The organism is Curtobacterium sp. MCBD17_035 (assembly GCF_003234815.2).
Lineage (GTDB): Bacteria > Actinomycetota > Actinomycetes > Actinomycetales > Microbacteriaceae > Curtobacterium.
The window spans coordinates 3242364-3260567 of record NZ_CP126279.1 but is presented as its reverse complement, the minus strand read 5'-3'; the positions used below and the strand labels follow the sequence as shown (position 1 = coordinate 3260567).

The following is an 18204-nucleotide window of genomic DNA, read 5'->3' as shown; positions in this document are numbered from 1 at the left end:
TCTCCGCCGGCGGTCACTCCGCGCGGCTGAAGGCCGACGCGCGCGCCACCTGGTCCGCGGTCAAGGCGACGCCCGTGTACCGCTCGAACTGCCGGGCGGCCTGGAGCGCGATCACCTCGGCGCCCGTGATGAGGTGCCTCCCGGCGACACGGGCGGCGGCGACGAGTGGTGTCTCCGCCGGGAAGGCCACGACGTCGACCACCGTGTGCGCGTCGGCGATGCGCTCCTCGGGGAACGCGAGCTCGTCGGCGGCGTCGCCGTGCATGCCGATCGGCGTGACGTTCACGAGGACGTCGGCGTGTCCGGCCCCGGCGCCGTCGGGGAGCCATCGGTAGCCGTACCGCTCCGCCAGTGCGGTGCCCGTGTCCCGGTTCCGTGCCACGACGGTGAGGTCGTCGAACCCCCTGCCGCGGAACGCCGCGACGACCGCCTTCGCCATCCCACCGGACCCGCGGAGCAGGACCGAGGAGCGGGGGTCCACGCCGTGGCCGGCGAGCAGGGCGGCGACCGCCTCGTGGTCGGTGTTCGACGCCGTCAGCACGCCGTCGTCGTTGACGACGGTGTTGACGGAGTCGATCGCGGCTGCGGACGGTTCGAGCGTGTCGACGAGCGGGATGATCGCCTCCTTGTACGGCATGGACACCGAGCACCCGCGGATGCCGAGCGCGCGGATGCCGCGGACCGCGCCCTCGAGATCGGTGGTCGTGAACGCCTTGTACACGAAGTCGAGGCCGAGCTCGTCGTAGAGGAAGTTGTGGAAGCGGGTCCCGATGTTGCTCGGGCGACCGGCGAGCGACATGCACACCTGCATGTCCTTGTGGAGGATCGGCATGGTCCCAGCATGCCCGGCGCGGAACGAGGGGGCGGGGGACCGGTCAGGAAGCCAGGGTGCGGGCCAGGCGCAGGTACTCCGGGTGCTCCGGATCGCGCTCGGTGGGGCGGAAGCCGACGCGCGCGTAGGCCCGCAGCGCGGGTTCGTTGCCCGGGACGACGAACAGGGCGACCTCCTCCATGCCGATCGACCGGGCCGCGTCGAGGGCGAGCTCGAGCATCGGGGTCGACAGGCCCCGGCCGCGCTGCCCGGGTGCCAGGGCGATCCGTGCCAGGCGCCCCGTGGTCGGGGTGACGAGCGCGGTCTCGACGTGGCCGAGCACGGCGTCCTGAGCATCGGCGGCGGTGACCGTCCACGCCCGGCGGCTCGCGTCGTCGACCGAGGCGAGGAGCGCGGCCGCGGTGTACGGCCAGGGCGCACCCGTCCCGGCGAACGCGGAGGCCTGCTCCGGGGTCGTGAACCAGGTCACGACGACGGCGGCGTCGGCGGGCGTGAACGGCCGGAGCGCGAGGACGGGTTGCGGCGGTGCGGTCATCTCGGACATCGTCTTACAAACGTAACAAATCGGAAAAGAACTGCCCTTACTGTAATCATCACTACGGATCGCGCCGCCTCCGGACGGCACCGGTCCTCCCCGCACCGCTCCCGAGTCCGAAGACCGGCGTCATCCGACGTCGGGGAAGTGAAGAGGCACATGAAGCAACGCACCCGCGTCGCGGTCGCCGCCGTCGCCGCCGCAGCGGCGGTCGTCGTCGCCGTCGGCACCGGCGGCGCCACCGCGTCCGCAGCCACCACGAAGGGCGGCACGCTGACGATCGCCCGGTCCGCCGACATCATCTCGATGGACAACACGACCACGTTCGACAACAACTCCATCCACGTGCAGCAGCAGATCATGGAGCCGCTGTTCAACGTCAGCGCGAACGGCAAGAAGCTCACCCCGTGGCTCGCCAAGAGCTACTCGATCTCGTCGGACAAGCTCGACTACACGATCCACCTCCGCAAGGGCGTCGAGTTCTCGAACGGTGACCCGGTCACGGCCAAGGACGTCAAGTTCTCGCTCGACGCGGACACCGCCACCGGCTCGAGCGGCTGGGGGTACATCAACGCCGCGATCGACAACGTCACGGCCGTCGACGACGCGACCATCGACATCCACCTCAAGCACGCATGGGCCCCGCTCATCGCCGACCTCTCGCTGTTCAGCAACGCGATCGTCCCCGACAACTACGGCGGCGAGACGAAGGAGCAGTTCTACACGCACCCGGTCGGCACCGGCCCGTACAAGTGGAGCTCGTGGAAGAAGGGCCAGTCGCTGACCCTCGTCAAGAACACGCACTACTGGCAGAAGGGCAAGCCGCACCTGAAGAAGGTCGTGTTCACGGTGGTCCCCGACGCGAACACCCGGAAGCTCCAGCTCCAGGGCGGTCAGATCGACGTCGACGACACGCCGGACTGGTCGAGCCTGTCCTCGCTCGCGAGCGCGTCGGGCGTGGCCGCGAAGACCTTCAAGTCGACGCAGATCGACTACATCGCCTTCAACCAGAAGCGCAAGCCGTTCGACGACGTGCACGTCCGCCGCGCCATCGCGTACGCCATCGACCGCAAGGCCATGGTCAAGGCGATCCTGTTCGGCCACGGTTCGGTCGCGAACTCGCTGCTCTCGCCCGGGACGCCGTACTACGACAAGAACGCCGACGGCCCGACGTACAACGTGAAGAAGGCCAAGGCCGAGCTCAAGCAGTCGTCGCAGCCGAGCGGCTTCACGACGACGCTGCTCATCCGCTCCGGTGACCCGAACGAGACGTCGATCGCGCAGATCATGCAGTCCGAGCTCAAGAAGATCGGCATCACCATGAAGATCAAGCAGCTCGACCCGACCGCCAACAAGCAGGCTCGGCTCGCGGGCGACTTCGACATGGCGTGGTCCGCGTGGACGATGGACATCCCGGACCCCGACGAGTGGACCTCGTTCGCGGTCGACCCGAACGGTGGCTCGAACTCGGCGTTCACGAACTACGACAACGCCGCGGTGGTCAAGCTCAACAGCCAGGCCCAGCAGTCGGTCGTGTCGAGCAAGCGCAAGGCGCTGTACGCCCAGCTGCAGCAGCAGACCGGCGACGACGCGTTCCTCGCGTACCTGTACTACTCGCCGTACGTCTACGGGATCTCGGACAAGGTGTCCGGATTCCACGTGACGCCCCTCGGGAACTTCCAGCTCGAGAACGTCAAGAAGCAGTCCTGACGGACTGACCGGCGGGAGGGCCGGGTCGTCTCGACCCGGCCCTCCCAGTCGGGGCCCACCGGCCCCCATCCACACCCGCCCCCTGCGGAAGGCACCCCATGCTCCACCGCCTGCGCTTCATCCCCGGACGCCTCATCCAGGCGATCCCGGTCGCGTTCGGCGTGACGATCATCGTCTTCTTCCTGTCGCACCTCCTGCCCGGGAACGCCGCACTCGCGCTCCTCGGCGAGCGCGCGACGAAGGCGAGCGTCGCCGCCCTGACCCAGCAGCTCGGCCTCGACCAGCCGCTGTGGAAGCAGTACTTCCTGTTCCTCGGGCAGATCCTGCACGGGAACCTCGGCTCGAGCCTCACCTACCAGCTCCCCGTCACGCAGCTCGTCATGCAGGCCGTGCCCGTGACGCTCTCGCTGCTCGGCCTCGCACTCCTCATGGCGCTCGCGATCAGCATCCCGCTCGCGTCGCTGGCGGCCTCGCGGCCCAACGGCGGCCGTGACCTCGCCGCCCGCGCGGTCACCCTGCTCGGGCAGGGCATGCCGCAGTTCTGGGTCGGCATCATGCTCATCCTGCTGCTCGCGGTCGACGTCAAGGCGTTCCCGGTGGGTGGCTACGGCAACGGCGCCGGCGGTCACCTGTACTCCCTGTTCCTCCCCGCGCTGACGCTCGCGATCGCGATGTCGCCGACGATCATCCGGAGCCTCCGCTCGTCGATGATCGGTGTGCTCGAGTCGGAGTACGTCGGCACCGCCAAGTCGAAGGGCGCGTACGGGGTCCCGCTCTTCCGCGACCACGTGATCCGCAACGCGGCGATCCCGACGGTGTCGATCATCGGCGTCAACCTCGGGTACCTCGTCGGCGGATCGCTCGTCATCGAGAAGGTGTTCGCGCTCCCCGGCCTCGGGTCGCTCATGGTGAACGCGATCTTCGCCCGTGACTTCCCGACGATCCAGGGCGTCACGCTCTTCGTCGCCATCTTCGTCGTCGTGGTCGGGATCCTGACCGACGTCGTCTACACGATGCTCGACCCGCGGGTCGACCTGGCCGGAGGGAACGCCGCATGACCACCCCCACGGCGACGTTGGTCGGCTTCAAGAACCGGCGCCGCGCCTCCCGGACACGCTCGCTCAAGGCCTGGTACCGGAACGGCTCGCTCATGGCGGGCATCGTCATCGTCGGGCTGCTCGTGGTGGTGGCGGTCGCCGCGCCCGTCATCGCGCCCTACGACCCCGTCAAGCAGCACCTGGAGGCGGCGCTCGAGTCGCCGAGTTCGGCGCACTGGCTCGGGACCGACAAGTACGGCCGCGACGTCCTGTCCCGCCTCATCTGGGGCGCGCGGGTCGACCTGCGGGTCGGGTTCCTCGCGGTGCTCATCCCGTTCGTCGTCGGCAGCGTCGTCGGCGCGATCGCCGGGTACGTGGGCGGCATCGTCGACACGATCCTCATGCGCATCGTCGACGTGTTCTTCGCGTTCCCCTTCTACGTCATGGTCATCGTGCTGGTGTTCGTCCTCGGGGCGGGCGAGGCGAGCATCTACCTGGCGATCGCCGCCGTGTCGTGGGTGTCCTACGCCAAGATCGTCCGCGGCGAGGTCCTGGTGGCCAAGCAGCAGGACTACGTCGTCGCGGCCCGACTCGGGGGCATGTCCCACGTGCGGCTGCTCGTCCGGCACATCGCCCCGAACGTCATGACGCAGGCGATCATCTACGCGATGAGCGACATCGTCATGGACATCATGGCGATCGTCACGCTCGGGTACCTCGGCCTCGGCATCGAACCGCCGACCGCCGAGTGGGGCTCGATGATCGTCGACGGCCAGGAGTTCATCACGACCCAGTGGCAGCAGACGACGATCCCCGGGCTCGTCGTGGTCGTCACGAGCCTCGGCCTGTCCTGGCTCGGCGACGGCATCAGCGACCTGCTCAGCCCGGACCGGAGGCGCTGACATGGAGGGACGACACGACATGCCGACGACGGCCACGACCGCGGCGACGAACGCGAGCACCACGACGACCGCACCGCTGCTCGAGGTCGAGGGCCTCACCATCGGCATCCGACGCCGGGGCCGCCCCGACGTCCGGATCGTCGAGGACCTGGGGTTCAGCATCGCCGAGGGCGAGCGGTTCGGGATCGTCGGCGAGTCCGGCTCGGGCAAGTCCCTGACGCTCCGGGCGATCGCGGGGCTGCTGCCGAAGGGCGTCACGGTCCTCTCGGGTGCGATCCGCTACCGCGGGCGGGACCTCGCGGGCCTCGGCGCGAAGGAACGCCGCCGCCTCATGGGCCCCGAGATCGCCATGGTGTTCCAGGAGCCGATGACCGCGCTCAACCCGGTGCTCCGCGTGGGCGACCAGATCGCCGAGGGGCCGCGTCGGTACCTCGGGCTCTCGCGCGCCGCAGCCCACGACCTGGCCGTCGAGATGATGCGCCGGACGGGCATCCCGGATCCCGAGCGCCGCGCCGCGGCCTACCCGCACGAGCTGTCGGGCGGGCTCCGGCAGCGCGTCATGATCGCGATGGCGCTGTCGTGTTCACCGAAGCTCGTGCTCTGCGACGAGCCGACCACCGCGCTCGACGTGACGGTCCAGCACCAGGTGCTCCAGCTGCTCGAGGAGCTCTGCGACGCCACCGGTGCCGCGCTCGCGTTCGTCACGCACGACCTCGCCGTCGTCAACCAGACGTGCAGCCGGGTCGCGGTGATGTACGCCGGCCACCGGGTGGAGACGGGCCCGGTCAAGGCCGTGTTCGCCGACCCGCGGCACCCGTACACGAAGGGCCTGCTCGACTCGGCGCCGGACTTCGACGACCCCGACCGTGCACTCGTGCCGATCCCCGGGTTCCCGCCGAACCTGGCCGCCCGGCCGTCCGGCTGCCCGTTCGCGCCGCGCTGCCCGTTCGTCGTCGAGGCGTGCACGACCGCCATGCCGCCGCAGGAGGACGTCGGACCCGGCCGCACCGCCGCCTGCATCCGCACGCACGAGGTGTTCGAGGGAGTCCCCGCATGACCACGACCGCACCCACGGTGCCCGACACCGGCGCCGTCCTCAGCGCCACGGGCGTCACGAAGCGGTACGCCCTGCCCGTGACCGTCGTCGACCGCGTCCGACGCACCGAGCGTCCGGCGCTCAAGGCCCTCGACGGCATCGACCTCGACCTCCGGCGCGGCGAGGTCCTCGCGCTCGTCGGCGAGTCCGGATCGGGCAAGTCGACGCTCGCCAAGATCCTCGTCGGCAGCGTCACCGCGACGACGGGTCGGGTCGACGCCGACGGTGCCCCGCTGCCGGTCCACCGCGACCGCGAGGCCTCACGCCGCATCCAGATGGTGTTCCAGGACCCGTACTCGTCGCTCAACCCGCGGATGAGCGTCGGCTCGATGCTCCGCGAGCTCCTGCTCCTGCACCGCATCGTGCCGCGGAACGAGGTGCGGGCCGAGAGCATCCGGGTCCTCGGGCTCGTCGGCCTGGACGAGGACGCGCTCGACGCCTACCCGAGCCAGTTCTCGGGCGGCCAGCGGCAGCGCATCGCGATCGCCCGCGCCATCGCCGTGCGGCCGGACGTGCTCATCGCCGACGAGCCGGTGTCAGCGCTCGACGTGTCGGTGCAGGCGACGATCCTCGAACTGTTCGCCCGCCTCCAGCGCGAGCTCGGCCTGAGCATCCTGTTCGTCGCCCACAACCTCGCGGTCGTGCAGCACCTGAGCCAGCGCGTCGCGGTCATGTACCTCGGCCGCATCGTCGAGGTCGCCGACACCGCCGAGCTGTTCCGGAACCCCCGGCACCCGTACACGCGGGCGCTCATCGACTCGATCCCGCGCATGGGCACCGAGGACGCCATGAGCCGCCTCGCGCTGCAGGGCGACCCGCCCAGCCCGTTCGACGTCCCGAGCGGCTGCCGGTTCCACCCCCGCTGCCCGTACGCGGTCGACGCCTGCCGCACCGTCGACCCCGCGCTCGAGCCGGTGCCGGTCGTCATCGGTGCGCGTCCGACGTCCGTCGGCGGCCTGCCGGGAGGCGACGGAACGTCCGCCGCGCACGTCGCCGCCTGTATCCGGTCGGCCGAGCTCGGCGACGTCGACCCGCTCCGCGAACCGGCGATCGAACTCGACGACCCCGCACTCACGGAACCCGAGGTCCTGCTCGATCCCGACGCGCTCGTCGAGGGCGATCCCGTCGACCGCCCCCAGACCGCCACCCCGGCCCACCCCACCCAGCACCACACCGCACCGCACCACCCGGCCGAGCCCCACCAGCCGACCGCGCCCCACGAAGGAAGGCCCGCATGAAGATCTGGATCTCGTACGACATGGAGGGCGTCGCCGGCATCGTCGACTGGGACCAGTGCCGTCCCGGCGCGCCCGGGTACGCCCTGGGATGCGACCTGCTGCTGGCCGAGGTGAACGCCGCGATCGAGGGCGCGGTCGCCGGCGGCGCCACCGAGGTGCTCCTCAACGACTCGCACAGCCGCATGGCGAACCTCGACCCGCGGGCGATCGCGCAGCCCGAGGTGGTCCGGATGATCACGGGTCGCCACAAGCCGATGTACATGGTGCAGGGGCTCGATGCCTCGGTCGACGCGGCGTTCCTCGTCGGCTACCACGGCAGCATCTCCGGCGCGCCGTCCACGCTGTCCCACACGTACAACCCCGAGGTGTTCACCGGGGCCCGGGTGAACGGCGCCTGGGTCGGCGAGAGCGGCATCAACGCCCTCGTCGCGGCGCACCACGACGTCCCGATCGCGCTCGTCACCGGCGACGAGGTCACCTGGACCGAGACGGAGCCGTTCGCTCCCGACGCCGAGCACGTCGTCACGAAGACGTCGATCACCCGCGCGAGCGCCGACGCCCTGCACCCCGCCGTGTCGTGCGCACGGATCCGGGCTGCCGCGACCGCAGCCGTCGCGAAGGTGACCGCGGGCGGCATGCGCGCCCCGGACCTCCCGGCCGACACGACGCTGGAGCTCGACGTGCTGACGTCCGACATGGCCGACGTCGCCACCTGGGTCGGCGGCGTCGACCGGGTGTCCGAGCGCACCATCGCGATCAGTGGCGGCGACCTGCTGTCGGTGTTCACGCGCTTCGTCGCCGTCAACTACATCACCCGGCAGGCGGGCGGCCGATGACCGGGGCTGCGGCCGAGCAGGCGGGCCGTCGCGACGAAGAGGCCATCGCGCGCCCGCAGGGCACCCGGATCTGGGACATCGCGCCGACGCGCGGCTGGTCCCTCGCCCTGCACGGCGGCGCGGGCGGTCGGATCGCGGAACTCGCCGAGGAGGACCGGCAGCGGTTCGAGGCCGGGCTCGCGGCCGCGTACGCGGCCGGGTCGGCGGTCCTGGGCGCCGGTGGTCCCGCCCTCGACGCCGTGTGTGCGGCCGTCGAGCAGCTCGAGGACGATCCCCTGTTCAACGCTGGACGCGGAGCAGCGCTCACGGCCGAGGGCGAGGCACAGCTCGACGCGTCCGTCATGGACGGCGCGACCGGCCTGGCGGGCGCGATCGCGGCCTCCCGGCACGCACGCAACCCAGTGCTGCTGGCCCGCGCCGTCATGGAGCGGTCCGCGCACCTGTTCATCGTCGACCCCTCCGAGGACCTCGTCGCCGGCTGGGGGCTCGAGACGGCCGCGCAGGAGTACTTCATCACCGAGGCGCGCCAGCAGCAGCTCGCCCGGATCCTCGCCGACCGGCTCGTCGCACCGCGGCACGGCACGGTCGGTGCGGTCGCCCGGGACACCTCGGGCACGGTCGCCGCGGCGACCTCGACCGGGGGCATGTCGGCACAGGAGGACGGCCGCGTCGGCGACTCGCCCGTCATCGGCGCCGGCACCTACGCGCGGAACGGCCAGGCCGCGGTGTCCTGCACCGGCGAGGGTGAGGCGTTCATCCGCGGAGTCGTGTCCCACGACATCGTCGCCCGCATGCGGTACGGCGGGGCCAGCCTGCCCGACGCGGTCCGTGCCACGATCGACGAGGAACTCACTGCGCGCCACGCCAGCGGCGGCCTCGTGTCCGTCGACGCGGACGGTCGGGTCGTCGTGGCGCACAACTCGCCGACGATGTTCGCGGCGTTCCACGACGGCGATCGGCTCGTGCTCCGCACCTGAGGCCGTCGGCCCGGGACCGGACACACCAGGAGGGACATGCCGATCAACGACGAGATCTTCGCCCGCATGGACGAACTCAGCCCCGCCGAGAAGAAGGTGGCGCGCACCCTGCTCGCCGCGTGGCCGAGTGCGGGACTCGACAGCGCGGCGAGCCTGGCGCGCTCCGCCGGTACGAGCACGCCGACGGTGCTCCGGCTCGTCGCGCGCCTCGGGTTCGGCACGTACCCCGCGTTCCAGGCGAAGCTCCGCGACGAGGTCGCCCACCACATGGGCAGCCCCGTCCAGCGCACCCAGGAGGGCATCGCCCACGACGGCGGCAGCGGGACCTTCGCCCGGGCCATCGCCGAGCGGGTCGGGCTCATCGAGGCGCTCCGGACGTGCGTGCCGCCGAGCGAGTTCGACCGCGCCGTCGCCGTGCTCGGGGAGCGGCCGAAGCACGTGGCCGTCATCGGGGGGTACTTCAGCCGCTACTTCGGCATGGTGTTCGCCGCGCAGCTCGACCAGATCCTGCCCGACGTCGCGTTCCTCGCCGAGCCGCTCGGGCACGACGTCGGGCGCTTCCTGCGGCTGCGCCGGGGTGCGGTCGTCGTCGTCATCGACTTCCGGCGCCACGAACTCGCCGCGCAGGAGGCCGCCGCCGCCGCGAAGGAGCAGGGCGCCACGGTCGTCGTCATCACCGACACCACGCTGTCCCCGGCGGCCGAGAGCGCCGACGTCGTGCTGCCGGTCACGGTGGACGGGATCCCGTTCGACTCGATGGCACCGCTGCTCGTGCTCATCGAGGCGCTCGTCGAGGGCGTGCTCCGCGCGAGCGGTCGCCGCGGCCTCGCACGCATGAAGGAGTGGGAGGACTCGGTCCGGATCTCCCGCGCACACCGAGGGGAGCCGACGACCGGCCCCCGGGCCGTCGGCGCCGGCAACCTCGGCGCCATCGAACTCGAGGAGGAACGATGAGCGACGAGTTGCCCACCACGACCGGACAGTGGCCCCTGGCCGCCTCGGCGCGTACCGCCGCGCGGAGGCCGGACGGCACGCCCGCCCCGGCGCCGGAGCCCGTGCCGTCGGCCACGGGACCGCTCGCCGGCCAGGTGGCCGTGGTCACCGGGACCGCGCAGGGCATCGGACGGCGCACGGCTGACGACCTCGAGGCCGCCGGCGCCGTCGTGCACCGGCTCGACCGCGACGACCTCGACCTCGCCGACAGCGCCGCGGTCGACGCCTGGTTCGCCGCGCTCGACCGCTGCGACGTGCTCGTCAACGTCGCGGGCGGCGTCGTGGGCCAGACCCACACACCCATCGAGGACCTCACCGACGCCGCCTGGGACGCCGTCTGGGCGGCGAACGTCCTGACCGCCCGCAACTGCACCCGCGCCGCCGCCCGCATCATGAAGCCCGCCGGCTACGGGCGGATCGTCATCGTGTCGTCCGGTGCCGGCCGCAGCGTGAGCCTCACCGGCATCCAGGCGTACACGACGTCGAAGGCCGCGCAGATCGGGTTCACCCGGCAGATGGCGCACGAGCTCGGCCCGCACGGCATCACCGTCAACTGCATCGCGCCCGGATTCGTCCTGTCGAACCCGACGACCCAGGCGCAGTGGGACTCCTACGGCCCCGACGGGCAGCGCGCCCTCGTCGAGCGGATCGCGGTCCGCCGCACCGGCACCCCCGAGGACATCGCCCGCGGGGTCGCGTTCTTCGTCGCACCCGACGCCGGATGGGTCAGCGGCCAGACGCTGTCCATCGACGGCGGACACCAGCTCTTCTGAGCCACCCGTTCCCGAGAGGACAGCATGACCACCACCCCACCGGACACCGACGTCCACGCGCAGCTCGCCGACCTCGGCGAACGGTACTTCGCCACCGAGCACACCTACGACCCCTACAACGCGACCCTCCTCGGCATCGCGGAGTTCGACCACCTGCCCGGTGACCCGAGCGAGGACGCGAGCGAGCGTGCCGCCGCGGACCTGGCGGCGATCGCGGAGGCCGCCGCGGCCCTCCCGGTCGACCGGCTCGACGACGCGGGCCGGGTCGACCACGGCGTGCTCACCGCACTCGTCCGCGGTGCGCAGCAGGACGCCGAGCACAGCCTGTGGGCGGCGAACGCGAGCGCCAAGGGGTACGTCAGCCGGCAGGGCCTCGTGTTCCAGGCCGTCCCCGCGATGACCGTCGCCGGCCAGGCCGCTGCGGACCGGTACCTGGCCCGGATCGGCGGCCTCGGCGGGACCTTCGCCGCGCTCGCCGACCGGTACCTGCTCGAGGCGTCGCGCGGACGCGTGCCCACCGCCATGGGTGTGCGCCACTCGATCGAGCAGCTCGAGGGCTACCTCGCGCTCCCGCTCGACGACGACGCCCTGCTCACCGCCGTGCGCGGGACGCCGTGGTTCGACGCCGCCCGGGCACTCGTCGACGAGCGGCTGCGCCCCGCGATGTCGGCGCTCGCCGAACGGCTCCGGGTCGAGCTGCACCCGCTCGCGCGGCCGGACGACCGCGTCGGGATCTCGACGATCCCCGGCGGGGCCGAGGGCTACGCCGCCGCGGTCGCCCGGCACACGACGACCGCCCTGACGCCGGACGAGATCCACCGCATCGGCCTCGACGAACTCGAGCTGCTCCGCGAACAGTGGGCGACGATCGGACAGCGCGCGCTCGGGCTCACCGAGCCGGTCGAGATCGCCGCGCGACTGCGCACGGACCCGGCGCTGCGGTTCCGGACCACGGACGAGATCATCGGGTACGCGCAGGCCGCGCTCGACCGGGCGGAGGCCGCGCGCCCCGCGGCCTTCCCCGCGTACGACATCACCGCGTGCACCCTCGAGCCGATCAACCCGATCGACGCGGGCAGCAGCGCCCTCGGCTACTACCGGCCCCCGGCGGTCGACGGCAGCCGCCCGGGCGCCTTCTGCCTGCTCGCCGACGAGCCCGAGCAGCGCTACCGCTACGAGTACGAGGCCCTGACCTTCCACGAGTCGGTCCCCGGGCACCACATGCAGCTCGCGATGGCGCAGCAGCTCGACGTGCCCCGCTACCGCCGCTACCTCGACGTCGAGGCGTGCAGCTTCAACGAGGGATGGGGCCTGTACTCCGAGGAGCTCGCCGACGAACTCGGGCTGTACTCGGACGACGTCGCCCGCCTCGGGATGCTCTCGATGCGCGCGCTCCGGGCCTGCCGGCTCGTCGTCGACACGGGCATCCACCACCTCGGGTGGTCGCGGGAGCAGGCCGTGCAGTTCATGCTCGCGAACACCGCCGCCACCGAGGAGCACGTCCGCAGCGAGGTCGACCGCTACATCGCCTGGCCCGGGCAGGCCCTGGCCTACATGATCGGACGCCGCGAGATCCTCCGGCTCCGGGCGGCCGCGCAGGGTGCGCTCGGGGACCGGTTCGACCTGATCCGGTTCCACGACACGGTGCTCGGGAACGGCGCGGTGCCGCTCACCGTGCTCGGCGGAGTCGTCACGCAGTGGCAGGAGAGGACAGCAGCATGAAGGTCACCATCATCGGCGCCGGCGCGATCGGCGGCACCATCGGGGCTCGGATGCACCGCGCCGGACACGACGTCCTGCTCTGCGACGCCGACACGGCACACGTCGCCGCGATCAACGACGACGGCCTGCACATCGAGGGGCCCGTCGAGGAGTTCACCGCGCACGTTCCGGCCGTCACGCCCGAGGACCTGCCCGACACGATCGAGCACGCGATCGTCGCGGTGAAGAGCCTGCACACGGCGTCCGCCGCGGCGCTCCTGGAGGGACGGCTCGCCTCCGACGGGTTCGTCCTGACGGTGCAGAACGGCCTGACCGCCGACACCCTGCAGGCCGCCGTCGGCGCGGACCGGGTCGTGTCGAGCTTCGTCAACTTCGGTGCCGACTACCTCGGCCCGGGCCGCATCCTGCAGGGCAACGTCGCGACGTTCCGGATCGGCGAGATCGGCGGCGGACCGACCACGCCACGGGTCGGCCTGCTCGCGGACAGCCTGCCGTACGCACTGCCGACCGAGAACGTGCTCGGTTACCTGTGGGGCAAGGAGGCCTACGGCGCGATGCTCTGGGCCGGCGCGGTGTCCGACCTGACGATCGCGGACTCCCTGTCGCTGCCGCCGTACCGGGCGCTCATGACGGCCGTGGCGCAGGAGGCCATCGACCAGGCACCCGTCCCCGTCGAGTCGTTCGACGGCTTCGTGCCCGACGACCTCGACGGGTCGCTCGACCGGCTCGCCGCGTTCAACCGCAAGAGCGCCAAGGCCCGCAGCGGCATCTACCGAGACCTCATGGTGCGCAAGCGCAAGACCGAGGTCGACGAGGTGCACAAGGACATCCAGGGGCCGGTGTTCGACCGGATCGTCGCGATGATCCACGACATCGAGGAGGGCCGCCGCACGTGCGAGGTCGCGAACCTGGAGGAGTTGGCGGAGTTCGCGGCCTCCGTCGGGGAGTCCGGCTCGGCGGGGTAGCCGTCGGACGCGAAGCGTCAGGGACGAGCGGACCCCGGTGCGGTCACGACCAGACCTGCGTCCGCCGCTGCCCGAGCCAGCTCCACGTCGTAGGTGATCATCTCGTCGACGCCGAGTCGGAGCGCGGTCGCCAAGTGGATGGCGTCGTTCGAGCGCAGGGGAGCATGTGTGCCGGCGACCAGGAGGTCGCCACGAGTGACATCGACCAGCGTGACCGCGTCGAGGACCTGCCCGACGGCGTCGAGACCCACGTTGGTCGGATTCCGACCGGCCGCGCAGTGGAGCTCGGTGTGGAGCAGCCACGACGCAGCGAGGTGACGGGACGAGCCGCTGATCTCGGCCACGAGCGCCTCGGACTCCGCCTCCGAGACCACGAGCTTCATCGCAGCCGACGTGTCGAGGTAGGCGGTCGTCACCAGCGACCCCTGCTGTCCTCGATGATGTCCTTCGTGGTGGCCGTCGAGGTCGTGCGTCGGATGCCCGCCAGTGCGGTGACCGGAGTGCGCGCGAGGCGAGCCTGCCCTCGCTCCGCGAGCGCGGCCAGGCCGTCGTCAACGGGCTGGATCACGGCGACGACGCGGCCGTGGTTGCTGATCTGCACCGACTCCCCGCCTTCCACGCGCCGCAGGAGTTCGCCGCTGTTGTTCCGCATCTCTCGATGTGTGATGGTCTGCACGTAGCACAATGTAGCAGCGACCACGCGTCACGCCGCGTCGGGCCTCGCGCCCGGGAGCGCGTGCCCCTGCTCGTCGAGGTGGTCGCGCCACGAGCGCTTCGGGCTCCAGCCGAGAAGTCGCCGCGCCTTCGCGATCGAGATCCCCGACGCGTCGACACGGTCGAGTTCGCGGAGCTCGATCGCGTCGCCGTGGTGCTCGCGCAGCGTGGCGGCGAAGTCGTGCCCCCCGGCGTTGTCGGCCGCAGCGATGTAGAACACCTCGTGCCCGGGCAGGTCGGACTCGGCCGCGAGCACCAGGGCATCCGCCAGGTCCTCGGCGTCGATGTAGCTGCCGAAGTTCGCGCTCGTCCGGGACGGCTCGCGCACCTGCGGACCGAGGTTCGACTCGTAGTTGTCCTCGTTGTGCACGGTGCTCGGCCGGATCGAGATCGCGCGGATGTCGGAACGACGCACCGCGGCGTCCATGAGCTGCTCGCCGAACGCCTTCGACAGCGCGTACGGGTCCTGCGGGTACTGCGGGTGGTCCTCGTCGACCGGCAGGTAGTCGGGCAGGAACGGCCGTTCGGGGAAGAAGTTCCCGACGATGCTCTCGCTCGACACGTTGACGAACCGGCGGACGCCGAACTGCACCGCGGCCTCGATCAGGTTGAACGTCGACATCAGGTTCGTCTGGAACACCACGTGTGGCGGGTTGCCGGTCGGCTGCGGGATCGCGGCGACGTGCACGACGGCGTCCGCACCGGCGACCACGGCGTACGCGGAGCCCGCGTCGGTGAGGTCCGCCTGCACGTACCTCCCGGGGACGACGACCCCGGCGTCGAACACCGGGCGGACGAGGTCGACGCCGAGCACCTCGTGCCCCGCGTCGACGAACGCCTGGACGGTGGGGCGTCCGACCTTGCCCCGGGAACCAGTGACGACGACCTTCATGGTGTGTTCCTCCTGCGCGGGCAGCCCGCGGTCCGTCCGACCGGGAGGGCCGGAACCAGTCCGAACGTACGCGGTGCGTGGTCGTGGCCTGACCCCCGGCCCCGGGCGCCCGGCCCCGGCGCCCGGCCTCCCCCCTTCCGCGAGATCGCACTCGTTGCCGTTCTGGGCGCCTCCACAACGGCGACGAGTGCGATCTGGAGCGACCGCCCGACGCAGCCGTGCTCCGTCACGGCGTGCGGGAGCTCCAGGGGAGGTCCACCGGCTGGAGGGTCGCCCGCTTGGGCTCCCGGCCGTCGCCCGACGAGCGGCCGGTGAGACGGCGGCCGATCCAGGGCAGCACGTGTTCGCGCCAGTAGGCGGCGCGCGACTGCCGCACCACCTCCGGTGGGAGCTCCTCCGGGAACGGGGGGAGGGGAACCTCCAGTGCGGCCAGCACGTTGCCCGCCACCCGCCGATGCCCGAGGGCGTTGAGGTGCAGTTTGTCCGGTGACCAGTAGCGCGGCTCCATCAGTTCCTCGTCCGTCCAGTTGTCCACCACGGTCACGTGGTCCTTGCTGGCCCACTGCCGGATCGCGCTCGCGAACTGGTTGCCGCGCCCCTCGACGAGGCGCCCGGCCGGCAGGTTCCGCGTCATGTTCGCCACCGTGACGAACACGACCTCGGCGCCGGAGGCCACCGCACGGTCGATCGCGGCCTCGAGCCGGGCGGTGACCGCAGCAACCGAGACGCGGGCGCGGATGAGGTCGTTGTTCCCGCCGCTGATGCTCAGCAGGTCGGGACGGAGTGCGATGGCCGGCTCGAGCTGCTCGTCGAGCAGGGGCGCGAGCAGTCGGCCGCGGATGGCGAGGTTGGCGTACGTGACCGGGCCGGCCGCCGCCGCCGCGATCCCCTGGGCGACGAGGTCCGCCCACCCGCGAGGAGTGCCGTCCGGCCGTTCGTCACCCATCCCCTCGGCAAAACTGTCACCGATGGCCGCGTAGCTGCTCAACGATCTCTGCACGGGTCGATCCTGCTCCTGCGGTGACGCGCCCGTCCGTAAGCTGCCGCCATGACCGCCCCGGGCTCGACCGCGCAACGGGTCCCTCCGCGGGTCCTGCTGCTCAACGGCACGGTCGGCGCGGGCAAGACGACCACGGCCGACGCGGTCGGTGCACTGCTCCGCGAGCGGGGGCTACCGCATGCGGTGGTGGATCTCGACGCCCTCCGTCGCGTGTGGCCCGCACCGCCGGACGACCGGTTCAACGGAGCGCTCCTCGCGCGGAACCTCGCGGCGGTGGCGCGGAACGCGTGGGACGCCGGTGCCGAGCGGCTCGTGCTCGCGGGCGTCGCGGAGACCGTGGAGGACCGGAGCGCGCTCGAGGAGGCCGTCGCCGAGACGATCGTCACCTGTCGGCTGGTGGTGACGGCCGGCGAACTCCGACGGCGACTGCTCGTGCGGCACGCGCCCGGAGCGGAGCGCGACTGGCACCTCGACCGCGCGGAGGAGCTCGACGCGGTCCTCGACGGTGCTGACGTCCACGATCACGTGGTGTCGGTCGACGGCGACGACCCCGGGAGGGTTGCCACCGCGGTGCTCGATGCGGTCGGGTGGGGGCCTCCAGTGCGCTGAGCGTCGGGCAGCCCATCCGCTCGCAGGGCCGTCGTCGCGGTCAGATGCCCAGGACGAGCCGGATGCCCGCCGCGACCTGCGTCATCAAGTTGCGCTGCAACGCGCTCGAAGTGTTCGAAGTCGCTGTCCGGAACCGAGATCGCGGTCTTCATGGGGTGAGTACAACCGGTCGTACCGGTCTCGCCGCATGCGGCCCGCACGTCACGTCAGCGAGCAGGCCAGGATCGTGTGCATGGCCGACGCTCCGTTCCGCACCGGGTGGGTGATCGTCCGCGCGAGGTACCCCGAGCTCGTGAGCGTCGAGGTCCGTCGACGGCGCACGATCATCGCCGGCAGCGTGGCCACGGCGGTCGGGACGGCAGCCTCGCTGACCGAGATCGTCTGGCACTGGGCGACGACGCCGGCCCCGCTGGTGGTCGTCGGCCTGGTGCTCATCGCGGCCGCGTTCGGTTCGGGCGCCGCCGCGTCCCACCGCCTGTCGCTCGCGTCGCCACCGCTCTGGGCGTTCATCCCATCGGGCAACTGGCGCCGCCAGGAACGCATCGCCCGACAGTTCGCCCCGCGGCCACCGGCGATGGCCCCGGAGGACCGCGACCTGGTGATCGCCGCCGCCGAGCGTGCGCGCGACGGGCTCGTCCTGAGCGCTGCCCGGACACTGTGGCTCCCGGCCGCATGGGCACTCGTGTGGCTCGGCGTGGCCGCCGTTGGTCTCGAGGGGCGGTTCGCCTTCTCCTTGTTCACACCGCTCGGTCTCGGGCTGCTCCAGTCCTCGACGTTCATCGCCGCGGTGACCGGACTCGGCCGCATGGAGCTCGCCCGACGCCGCGCCGAGGCCCTGCCGCCGCTGCCGGAGGTCGCACCACCGCGTCGGCCCACCGGTCGTGGTCCCAGCGGATCGAAGCTGTCGCTCCCCGGCGAGTGACCGTCCCGCTCCGCGCGAGTGACCGTCCCGCTCCCCGCGAGTGACCGTCCCGGCCCCGCCGATGCGCGCCCTCAGGCCGCGTTCCGCCGCCGCATCGGGGATCCGTTGCGGAAGAAGTCCTCGTACCGGACGGTGTCCTCGGTCGTACCGGTGGGCCGTCGCGGCGGAACGGCCGCCGCCTTGCGGAAGAAGCGGATCTGGGCGGGTGCCACACCGGGTTGCATCTCGTATCGGCTCATGTCGTTCCTCGGGTCCCTGGCCGATGCGGCGCTGACGCCCTGTCGTCAGCTGACGCCGCATTCGTGCGAGTGATGCTCAAACAATAAGGGTTATCCTGGCCCGCGAACAGGGGTAGACAGCGTGCGCGTTCCGTGCAAGCGCTGCGCCTGACGTCCTGCTCCGCGACGGTGGACGGCGAGCGGGGTCGTGGGTAGCGTGAACGCCACCACTC

The 18204-nt window shown here is 71.8% G+C and carries 20 protein-coding genes; 13 read left to right on the top strand and 7 right to left on the bottom strand.

The genetic code is table 11. The features are described 5' to 3' along the window. Positions 1 to 13 precede the first annotated feature (13 nt). Positions 14 to 832 carry a shikimate 5-dehydrogenase gene (locus tag DEI93_RS15425; protein ID WP_111120571.1) on the bottom strand — a complete coding sequence of 273 codons (819 nt, stop codon included), beginning with the start codon at positions 830 to 832 and terminating at the stop codon, positions 14 to 16. 43 nt (positions 833 to 875) lie between these two features. Then, entirely contained in the window at positions 876 to 1367 is a 492-nt protein-coding gene (locus tag DEI93_RS15420) for a GNAT family N-acetyltransferase (protein WP_181436131.1), read from the bottom strand. 159 nt (positions 1368 to 1526) lie between these two features. On the opposite strand from DEI93_RS15420, the gene DEI93_RS15415 reads away from it, so the two are divergent. The 11 genes from DEI93_RS15415 to DEI93_RS15365 all read left to right on the top strand — a co-directional run bounded on the left by DEI93_RS15415 (position 1527) and on the right by DEI93_RS15365 (position 13616). Next, positions 1527 to 3077, top strand: coding sequence for an ABC transporter substrate-binding protein (locus tag DEI93_RS15415; RefSeq protein ID WP_111120573.1), 1551 nt, complete (start codon positions 1527 to 1529; stop codon positions 3075 to 3077). 98 nt (positions 3078 to 3175) lie between these two features. After that, a complete protein-coding gene (locus DEI93_RS15410; RefSeq protein ID WP_111011506.1) occupies positions 3176 to 4135 on the top strand; it encodes an ABC transporter permease in 960 nt (319 codons plus the stop codon). Beyond that, positions 4132 to 5016 carry an ABC transporter permease gene (locus DEI93_RS15405; RefSeq protein ID WP_111011507.1) on the top strand — a complete coding sequence of 295 codons (885 nt, stop codon included), beginning with the start codon at positions 4132 to 4134 and terminating at the stop codon, positions 5014 to 5016. Before DEI93_RS15410 ends, DEI93_RS15405 begins: the two co-directional genes overlap by 4 nt. Before the next feature lies 1 nt (position 5017). Continuing rightward, positions 5018 to 6073, top strand: a complete 1056-nt coding sequence (locus tag DEI93_RS15400; protein ID WP_111014195.1) for an ABC transporter ATP-binding protein — start codon at positions 5018 to 5020, stop codon at positions 6071 to 6073. Beyond that, positions 6070 to 7350 (top strand): ABC transporter ATP-binding protein, encoded by a 1281-nt coding sequence (locus DEI93_RS15395; RefSeq protein ID WP_111120574.1) that lies wholly within the window; start codon positions 6070 to 6072, stop codon positions 7348 to 7350. The genes DEI93_RS15400 and DEI93_RS15395 overlap by 4 nt, the downstream gene beginning before the upstream one ends. After that, the gene (locus tag DEI93_RS15390; RefSeq protein WP_111027856.1) at positions 7347 to 8186 is read left to right on the top strand and encodes a M55 family metallopeptidase; all 840 of its coding nucleotides are present in this window, start codon (positions 7347 to 7349) and stop codon (positions 8184 to 8186) included. The genes DEI93_RS15395 and DEI93_RS15390 overlap by 4 nt, the downstream gene beginning before the upstream one ends. Then, positions 8183 to 9163, top strand: coding sequence for an isoaspartyl peptidase/L-asparaginase family protein (locus DEI93_RS15385; protein ID WP_111011637.1), 981 nt, complete (start codon positions 8183 to 8185; stop codon positions 9161 to 9163). Before DEI93_RS15390 ends, DEI93_RS15385 begins: the two co-directional genes overlap by 4 nt. 36 nt (positions 9164 to 9199) lie before the next feature. After that, the gene (locus tag DEI93_RS15380; protein ID WP_111011638.1) at positions 9200 to 10117 is read left to right on the top strand and encodes a MurR/RpiR family transcriptional regulator; all 918 of its coding nucleotides are present in this window, start codon (positions 9200 to 9202) and stop codon (positions 10115 to 10117) included. Further along, the gene (locus tag DEI93_RS15375; protein ID WP_111120575.1) at positions 10114 to 10929 is read left to right on the top strand and encodes an SDR family NAD(P)-dependent oxidoreductase; all 816 of its coding nucleotides are present in this window, start codon (positions 10114 to 10116) and stop codon (positions 10927 to 10929) included. Before DEI93_RS15380 ends, DEI93_RS15375 begins: the two co-directional genes overlap by 4 nt. Before the next feature lie 24 nt (positions 10930 to 10953). Then, positions 10954 to 12651 carry a DUF885 domain-containing protein gene (locus DEI93_RS15370; protein WP_111120576.1) on the top strand — a complete coding sequence of 566 codons (1698 nt, stop codon included), beginning with the start codon at positions 10954 to 10956 and terminating at the stop codon, positions 12649 to 12651. Next, entirely contained in the window at positions 12648 to 13616 is a 969-nt protein-coding gene (locus DEI93_RS15365; RefSeq protein ID WP_111120577.1) for a ketopantoate reductase family protein, read from the top strand. The genes DEI93_RS15370 and DEI93_RS15365 overlap by 4 nt, the downstream gene beginning before the upstream one ends. A 17-nt stretch (positions 13617 to 13633) precedes the next feature. Here DEI93_RS15365 and DEI93_RS15360 read toward each other — a convergent pair whose 3' ends face one another. From DEI93_RS15360 to DEI93_RS15345, 4 genes are all read right to left on the bottom strand, one after another. Then, positions 13634 to 14032, bottom strand: coding sequence for a type II toxin-antitoxin system VapC family toxin (locus DEI93_RS15360; protein ID WP_111120578.1), 399 nt, complete (start codon positions 14030 to 14032; stop codon positions 13634 to 13636). Further along, on the bottom strand, positions 14029 to 14292 hold the full coding sequence (locus DEI93_RS15355; protein WP_111120579.1) for a type II toxin-antitoxin system Phd/YefM family antitoxin: 264 nt from the start codon (positions 14290 to 14292) through the stop codon (positions 14029 to 14031). Before DEI93_RS15355 ends, DEI93_RS15360 begins: the two co-directional genes overlap by 4 nt. 27 nt (positions 14293 to 14319) lie before the next feature. Then, positions 14320 to 15222: an NAD-dependent epimerase/dehydratase family protein gene (locus tag DEI93_RS15350; protein WP_111120580.1), complete on the bottom strand. Its 903-nt coding sequence runs from the start codon at positions 15220 to 15222 to the stop codon at positions 14320 to 14322. A gap of 226 nt (positions 15223 to 15448) precedes the next feature. Beyond that, on the bottom strand, positions 15449 to 16222 hold the full coding sequence (locus DEI93_RS15345) for an SGNH/GDSL hydrolase family protein (protein WP_258372366.1): 774 nt from the start codon (positions 16220 to 16222) through the stop codon (positions 15449 to 15451). 48 nt (positions 16223 to 16270) lie between these two features. Between DEI93_RS15345 and DEI93_RS15340 the strand changes: the two genes are divergently transcribed. After that, the gene (locus DEI93_RS15340; protein ID WP_111120723.1) at positions 16271 to 16831 is read left to right on the top strand and encodes a zeta toxin family protein; all 561 of its coding nucleotides are present in this window, start codon (positions 16271 to 16273) and stop codon (positions 16829 to 16831) included. Between the two features lie 232 nt (positions 16832 to 17063). After that, positions 17064 to 17753: a hypothetical protein gene (locus tag DEI93_RS15335; RefSeq protein WP_111011644.1), complete on the top strand. Its 690-nt coding sequence runs from the start codon at positions 17064 to 17066 to the stop codon at positions 17751 to 17753. A gap of 71 nt (positions 17754 to 17824) precedes the next feature. Here DEI93_RS15335 and DEI93_RS15330 read toward each other — a convergent pair whose 3' ends face one another. After that, the gene (locus tag DEI93_RS15330; protein WP_181435254.1) at positions 17825 to 17992 is read right to left on the bottom strand and encodes a hypothetical protein; all 168 of its coding nucleotides are present in this window, start codon (positions 17990 to 17992) and stop codon (positions 17825 to 17827) included. Positions 17993 to 18204: the final 212 nt, after the last annotated feature.